Annotated in this window: 6 protein-coding genes and 1 rRNA gene; 2 read left to right on the forward strand and 5 right to left on the reverse strand. The window is 66.2% G+C overall.

Translation table 11 applies throughout. The annotated features are described in order from the left end of the window. A 5S ribosomal RNA gene (gene rrf, locus ACR2JA_RS19350) occupies positions 1 to 82 on the forward strand; the annotation flags it as partial. Between the two features lie 107 nt (positions 83 to 189). Here the strand turns inward: rrf and ACR2JA_RS19355 are convergent. From ACR2JA_RS19355 to ACR2JA_RS19365, 3 genes are all read right to left on the reverse strand, one after another. After that, the gene (locus ACR2JA_RS19355) at positions 190 to 1,119 is read right to left on the reverse strand and encodes an MBL fold metallo-hydrolase (RefSeq protein ID WP_434010693.1); all 930 of its coding nucleotides are present in this window, start codon (positions 1,117 to 1,119) and stop codon (positions 190 to 192) included. A gap of 19 nt (positions 1,120 to 1,138) precedes the next feature. Then, complete coding sequence (locus ACR2JA_RS19360) at positions 1,139 to 2,833, reverse strand: AMP-binding protein (RefSeq protein WP_434010694.1); 1,695 nt, start codon at positions 2,831 to 2,833, stop codon at positions 1,139 to 1,141. 107 nt (positions 2,834 to 2,940) lie between these two features. Beyond that, on the reverse strand, positions 2,941 to 3,687 hold the full coding sequence (locus tag ACR2JA_RS19365; RefSeq protein ID WP_434010695.1) for an FFLEELY motif protein: 747 nt from the start codon (positions 3,685 to 3,687) through the stop codon (positions 2,941 to 2,943). Between the two features lie 97 nt (positions 3,688 to 3,784). On the opposite strand from ACR2JA_RS19365, the gene ACR2JA_RS19370 reads away from it, so the two are divergent. Then, positions 3,785 to 4,753: an esterase/lipase family protein gene (locus ACR2JA_RS19370; RefSeq protein ID WP_434010696.1), complete on the forward strand. Its 969-nt coding sequence runs from the start codon at positions 3,785 to 3,787 to the stop codon at positions 4,751 to 4,753. Here the strand turns inward: ACR2JA_RS19370 and phhA are convergent. Together phhA and hppD are read right to left on the reverse strand one after the other, a co-directional pair. Further along, positions 4,675 to 5,529 carry a phenylalanine 4-monooxygenase gene (gene phhA / locus ACR2JA_RS19375; RefSeq protein WP_434010697.1) on the reverse strand — a complete coding sequence of 285 codons (855 nt, stop codon included), beginning with the start codon at positions 5,527 to 5,529 and terminating at the stop codon, positions 4,675 to 4,677. The genes ACR2JA_RS19370 and phhA overlap by 79 nt on opposite strands. A 131-nt stretch (positions 5,530 to 5,660) precedes the next feature. After that, on the reverse strand, positions 5,661 to 6,451 hold a 791-nt coding region (gene hppD, locus ACR2JA_RS19380; RefSeq protein WP_434010698.1), incomplete at its 5' end, for a 4-hydroxyphenylpyruvate dioxygenase.

The following is a 6,451-nucleotide window of genomic DNA, read 5'->3' on the forward strand; positions in this document are numbered from 1 at the left end:
TTCCCATCCCGAACAGGACAGTGAAACGCCTTTGCGCCGATGATAGTGCGGGTTCCCGTGTGAAAGTAGGTCATCGTCAGGCTCTTACAAGCCACCCACACCCCCAGTCTCTGCACAGAGGCTGGGGGTTTGGGCTTTCTGGGGACCGAAAAAACCGCGAAGGGTATATCGCGCGTTTTGGGTTCCAAGTCAGGCATTGAAGATCTGCAGCCCGTTTTGCCGTAATGCGGCGCTGCGTTCGAGTTCGTTCAACAATTGGCGTAGCCAGTCGTCGGCCTGCTCGGGTTCGTCTGGCATGAAGCGCGCCAGATAGGGTGTTGCCTTTGCCCAGGATAGAAAGTCCGGGTAAGTGACGGTTTGCCATTCCAGCAGCTTGAATTTGATCAGCACCTTGAGCGCATGCCGCAGGTGTTTGGTGGGCGATTCGCGGAACTGTTGCAGTCTGGTGCGCGCGCGCGCAAGTGCGGGGTCGACGTCTTGAAACGCACCGCCGTGTCCCGGGATCACGGTGTGTGGCCGCAAGGTTTCGATGAGGTTGAGCGTCTCTTCAACCTCATCGAACGCGGACACCCCCTCCAACTCCGGGAACACCACGCCGAAGCCGTTTTGCCACAGCGCGTCCGCCGACAGGAGCAGGTGGGCGGCCGGTAAAAACAGCACGATGGAGTGGGGGTCGTGTCCTTTAGCGCCGTGGATTTCCCACTCGTGCTCACCCAGCCGGATGGTGGTGCCCGGGATCAAGAGATCCTGGAAGCTGAAGCGCGGACATTGCTGGCCGGTGGCTTCGTAGGTCAGTGCTTCTGCGTCCCAATGGCGAACCGCTTCGGCCTGCCCAGGGGGAATGAGCGTTGTCATCCCTGGATAGCTCGTTCCCAGGGCTGCGTTCCCCCCGCAATGGTCGCTGTGCAGGTGGGTGTTGAGCAAGAGGTCCAGCGGACGCTCGTCCAAGGTTTGCGACAACAGGGCCAGTGTCTGTGCGGCATGGGTGCAATAGCCGGAGTCCACCAGGGCGCTCGGGCCATCGCCCTGGATGAGCACGTTGTTGGCTGAGAGCCAGCCACGTTCAAAGACGGTGACGCCAGCGGACTGCAGGACTTCGGGAATGCTGGGCACGTTCATGAGAGGGGGGCGCCGTGGGTCAGGGCGCCGCGCGCAGCGCACGGCGAAGGATTTTGCCGACGTTCGTCTTGGGCAATTCGTCGCGGAACTCGATGTACTTGGGGCGCTTGTAGCCGGTGAGGTTGTCGTGGCAGAAGCGCGCCACGTCTTCCTCTCTCAGGGTCGGATCGCTCCGCACGACGAAGACCTTGACCGCTTCGCCCTGTTTGGCGTCCTCGATGCCGACGGCGGCGCACTCCAACACGCCGGGGCAGCTGGCAATCACCTGCTCCAACTCGTTCGGGAATACGTTGAATCCGGACACGAGGATCATGTCCTTTTTGCGGTCCACGATGCGTGTGTAACCCCGCTCGTCCATGATGCCGATGTCCCCCGTGCGCAGGAACCCGTCGGCGGTGAAGGCTCGGGCCGTTTCCTCGGCCTGGTTGTGATAACCGACCATCACGTTCGGGCCGTGGATGCAGATCTCGCCGGACGAGCCGACCGGCAGGCTGTTGCCGGCGTCGTCCTTGATGGCGATGGTGATGCCAGGCAGGGGCAGGCCGATGGTGCCGCTGAATTCGCGGCTGTTCACCGGGTTGTTGGTCCCGATGGCGCAGGTTTCGCTCATGCCCCAGCCTTCGATCATGGGGCTGCCCGTCACGCCCAGCCACTGTTTGGCGGTGGCCTCTGAGGCGGCCATGCCACCGGCCTGCCCGAACAGCAGGTGCGAGAAGTCCACCTGGCGGAACTGCGGGTCCTGCAACAATGCATTGAACAGTGTGTTGACGGCGGGCAGCAGGTGGAAGGGACGGCGCTTGAGCGTGGCGACGAAGCCGGGCACGTCGCGTGGGTTGGGCACCAGGGTCATGTGTGCGCCCCAGCGGATGCTGAGCAAGCTCAGCGTGAGCGCGAAGATGTGGTACAGCGGCAGGGCCGCGATGCTGTTGGTCTGGTGCACGTTGCCCACTCGGGCCAGCGCCGGCTGGAACCAGGCTTCGGCCTGCAAGATGGCTGCGATCACGTTGCGGTGTGTGAGCACCGCGCCTTTGGATAGGCCTGTGGTGCCTCCGGTGTATTGCAGGAAGGCCACCGCATCCAGCGTGGCGGTGCTGGGCTTCATCGAACGTGCCCCGCCGTCCGCCAAGGCCTGGCGAAAGGTGACCACCGTTCGAGCACCGAGCGGGCCGGTCAGCGACAAGCGGAACGCCGGTACCAGTTTGGCCAGGTGCCGCACGGCGAAGCTGATCCAGCGCCCGTACCAGAACCCCATCAGGTCGCCCATGCTGGCCACCACCACGTGGCGCACGGGGCTGTGGTCGATCACCTCTTCGAGCGTGTGGCAGAAGTTCTCCAGGATCACGATCGCCTCGGCGCCCGAGTCCCGTAGCTGGTGTTCCAGCTCGCGCGAGGTGTACAGCGGGTTGACGTTCACCACGGTGTACCCGGCCCGCAGGATGGCGGCCATGGTGACGAGGAACTGCGGGACGTTGGGCAGCATGACGGCCACGCGCGCGCCAGGGGGCAGGCCCTGCGCCTGCAACCAGGCGCCAATGGCGGCGCTGTGCTCGTCCAGCTGGCCGTAGCTCATCCAGCGTTCCATGCAGACCGACACGGGGTGCCGAGCGTTCTGGCGCAGCGACTCCTCCAGCAAAGCCGCGAGCGATCGGTATTGCGACGGGTCCACGTCGTGTGGAACGCCAGGGGGATAGTGGGCCAGCCAGGGTCGGTTCATGGTTGCGGGTCGTGTGGATCGGTGCCGCCCATTCTGGCGGCGCCGTGGCCGTGCCCACACAGGGCCAGCCCTAGGCGGCTGTCACCCAGAGCACAGGCGCACGCCGCTCAGGCGCGCTGCAGTTCGCGTGCCAGCGCTGCCTGGCAGGCCGGAAGATCGTCGTCGAAGAGGGCGTCGATCCAGCGCTGCTCGCGCTCCGCGATCGCGGCCAGAAAGTGGCGTGCATCGCCCATCGTGGCAAATGCGCTGAACCCGCGCTCCAGGAACTGCTGCAGCGACGCCAGTCCAGCGGCCTGGGCTGGGCCGCGCATGAGCTTGAGCGCGATCAGCAGCGATTTCATGCGCGTGAGCCGTTGCAGTTCCTGGCCCATGTGCAGCACCACCGCCAGTTGCCGCTGCCGCGCCGCGCGTTCGCCTGTCTGGCGCCAGCTGCGCACGTAGCGTTCGGTGTAGGGGCAGTCGTTGTCCTGGTCCAGCCAGCGCCCGGCAAGTTGATGGTCCAGGCTTTCCGTCAGCGCATGGGTCTCGGCCAGGTCCACCGCCAAATCGGCAACCGCCTCGGGGAACAGGCGTTCGATGGCGCCGGCGATGCGCCCGAACTGCGCGTCGCGCTGCGCGAAGTCGTGTTCACCGTACAGCTCGTCCAGAAAGAAGGTGGTGGCCGCCGCGTGGCGCGGGTCGGTCAGGAAGTCGGTGTAGGTCGCGCGAAAACGCCGCGCCTGCAACTGTTTGACCTGGTGCACGGCGGTGGAAAGCCCGTCTTGCTGCGCCTGTGTGCGCAAATGGGTCACGCGTTCGAGTTGTCGCCGGATGCGGTCGCTGGCGCTGCTGGGGTCGTTCGTCAGGGCGTTCATGCGCGGTCCAGTCTAGGCTGCGTGCGCGGTGGTGGCTAGACGCCAGCCCCTACCCAAGTGCAACGAGCTGTGTGCGGTCGCATGCGATAGTGCGCGCATGACCCCTTCGAGCCCCCCGTCGCCGCACCGCGCATCCGCTCTGGCCCGCTTGCAGCAGGGCATCGCCTTGTCGTCGCTGGTGGGGATGGCGTTGTGGTGGCACTGGTGGTGGCACAGCGCGCCTGTGCTGGCCGTCGTGGGGGCGATGGTGATCGTGTTGGGCTACGCGCTGGTGCTCGCCCTGCAGTTCACCCTGATGGCGCTCATCAACCGCGGCGATACCGCTCCGTCACTGGCGATGGGCGACTTGGTGCGCGCGTGGTGGGTCGAAGTGCGCTTGGCGCCCCAGGTCTTTTCGTGGCGCCAGCCGTTTCGCTGGCATGCCCTGCCCGATGCCGCCGTGCCGCCGGCGCCCGGCCGCACGGCGGCCGTGCTGGTGCACGGTTACTTGTGCAACCGGGGTTTATGGGCACCATGGATGCACGCGTTGCAGCAGCGCGGCCTGCCCTACACCTCGGTCAACCTGGAGCCGGTGTTCGGCTCCATCGACGAGTACGCGCCGCTGATCGAGGACGCCGTGCGGCGCGCGCAAGCCTTGACCGGCCGGCCGCCGCTGCTGGTGTGCCACAGCATGGGGGGGCTGGCCGCTCGGGCCTGGTTGGCCGGCACGCCGGGCGCGAGCGAGCGGGTGTGCGGTGTGGTCACCATCGGCACGCCGCACCGCGGCACCTGGCTGGCGCGCCTGAGCCACATGCCTAACGGGCGGCAGATGCGCGTGGACAGCGACTGGTTGCAGGCACTGGAGGCGCGAGAAGCCGGGCAAGGGCGTCCGCCTTTTGTCTGCTGGTATTCCAACGCCGACAACATCGTGTTCCCGGCCACCACCGCCGTGCTGGCCGGTGCCGACAACCGCCACCTGCACGCCGTCCCGCACGTGGCCATGGCCTTTCACCCCACGGTGATGAGCGAGTCGCTGGCCATGCTTGCGTCGGCCGGCAGTTCGCCGAGCGAGCGCACCGCTGCGTAGAGCGGGGCGAAGTCCGGCGCCGTCAGGTCGAACAGTTGCTGGAATTCGTCGATCACGAAGTAGGTGGCCTGGTAATCGTCGATCTTGTAGCGGGTGCGCATGCAGCGCTGCAGATCGAGCGCGATGCGCCGCGCGCTTGGACTGGTGACGCTGTGGCGCAGCTCGCCAGCCGAGCTCAGGATCCCCGCGCCGTAGGCGCGCAGGCCGTCGGGCTGGCGGATCAGGCCGAATTCGATGGTGTACCAGTACAGGCGCGAGAGCAGTTCGCCCGCACCCAGGTCGTGCGCCTTCAGGCCGCCCTGGCCGTAGCGCTGCACGTAGTCGGCGAACACCGGGTCGAACAGCAGCGGCACATGGCCGAACAGGTCGTGGAACACGTCGGGCTCGACCACGTAGTCGAACTCTTCGGGTTGGCGGATCCAGTCGGTGACCGGAAAGCGCCGGTTCGCCAGCAGTTCGAAGAACGGCCGCTCGGGAATCAAGCCCGGGACGGCCACGATCTCCCAGCCGGTGGCGGCCCGCAGACGGGTGTTGATGTCCTCGAAGCGCGGGATCTGGTCGGGCCGGCCCAGCGCAGGCAGGGCCTGCACAAAGGCGTCGCAGGCCAGGCCGGGCAGCAAAGCGCTCTGCCGCTCGAACAGACGGCGCCAGGTGGCGTGGTCGGCCTCGGTGTAGGCCGCCCAGTCCTGCGCGCAGGTGTAGTCGTCACCGGCGCGGGCGTAATCGCCGCGCGGCGGGCGCTCGCTGGCGCCGTAAACAACGGGTTCAACCGCCATGGTTTTCTCCAGTGAAAGGCGAGGTGCTGCACAGGACCTTCGAAAAGGGCGCAGGGCAAGGCGTGGCGGCGCAGACAGTGGCAGCGCCACGGCCAGCCGCCGCAACGCGGCCCTGAGCCCTTTCTCGAAGGTCAGTCCTTGAGGACGCCGCGGCGGACCTGGTCCAGCTCCATCGTCTCAAACAGCGCCTTGAAGTTGCCCTCGCCAAAGCCCTGGTTGCCCTTGCGCTGGATGAACTCGAAAAAGATCGGGCCCAGCTGGTTCTCGCTGAAGATCTGCAGCAGCAGTTCGCCCGGCGCGCCGTCGACCAGGATGTTGCGGGCCTTGAGCGCCTCGATATCCTCGCCGTGGTTGGGGATGCGCTGGGGCAGCAGCTCGTAGTAGGTCTCGCTGGTGTTGAGCAGCTTCAGGCCTTCCAGCTGCAGCGCGTCCACCGTGTCGTAGAGGTTGGTCGAGGCCAGCGCGATGTGCTGGATGCCCTCGCCCTGGTAGCGGGCCAGGTACTCCTGGATCTGGCCAGCCTTCTCGTTGCCTTCCTCGTTGATGGGGATGCGGATCTTGCCGCAGGGGCTGGTCATGGCCTTGCTCTTGATGCCGGTCTGCTGGCCTTCCAGGTCGAAGTAGCGCACCTCACGGAAGTTGAACAGGCGCTCGTAGAACTCGGCGCACTCGGCCATGCGGCCGCGGTGCACGTTGTGCGTCAGGTGGTCGATGACGGTCAGGCCGTGGCCCACCGGGTTCAGCTCGGCACCCGGCAGCGGCTCGAAATCGACGTCATAGAACCCGATGTTGCCGATGTCGCCGTCTTTCGCACCGTTCTTGCCGCGCCAGCGGTCGATGAAATAGATGATCGAGTCGCCAATGCCCTTGATGGCCGGGATGTTCAGCTCGCCCGGGCCGGCGTTGTTGGCGTAGCCCCAGG

It is taken from the genome of Hydrogenophaga sp. (genome assembly GCF_051007235.1).
GTDB lineage: Bacteria > Pseudomonadota > Gammaproteobacteria > Burkholderiales > Burkholderiaceae_C > Hydrogenophaga.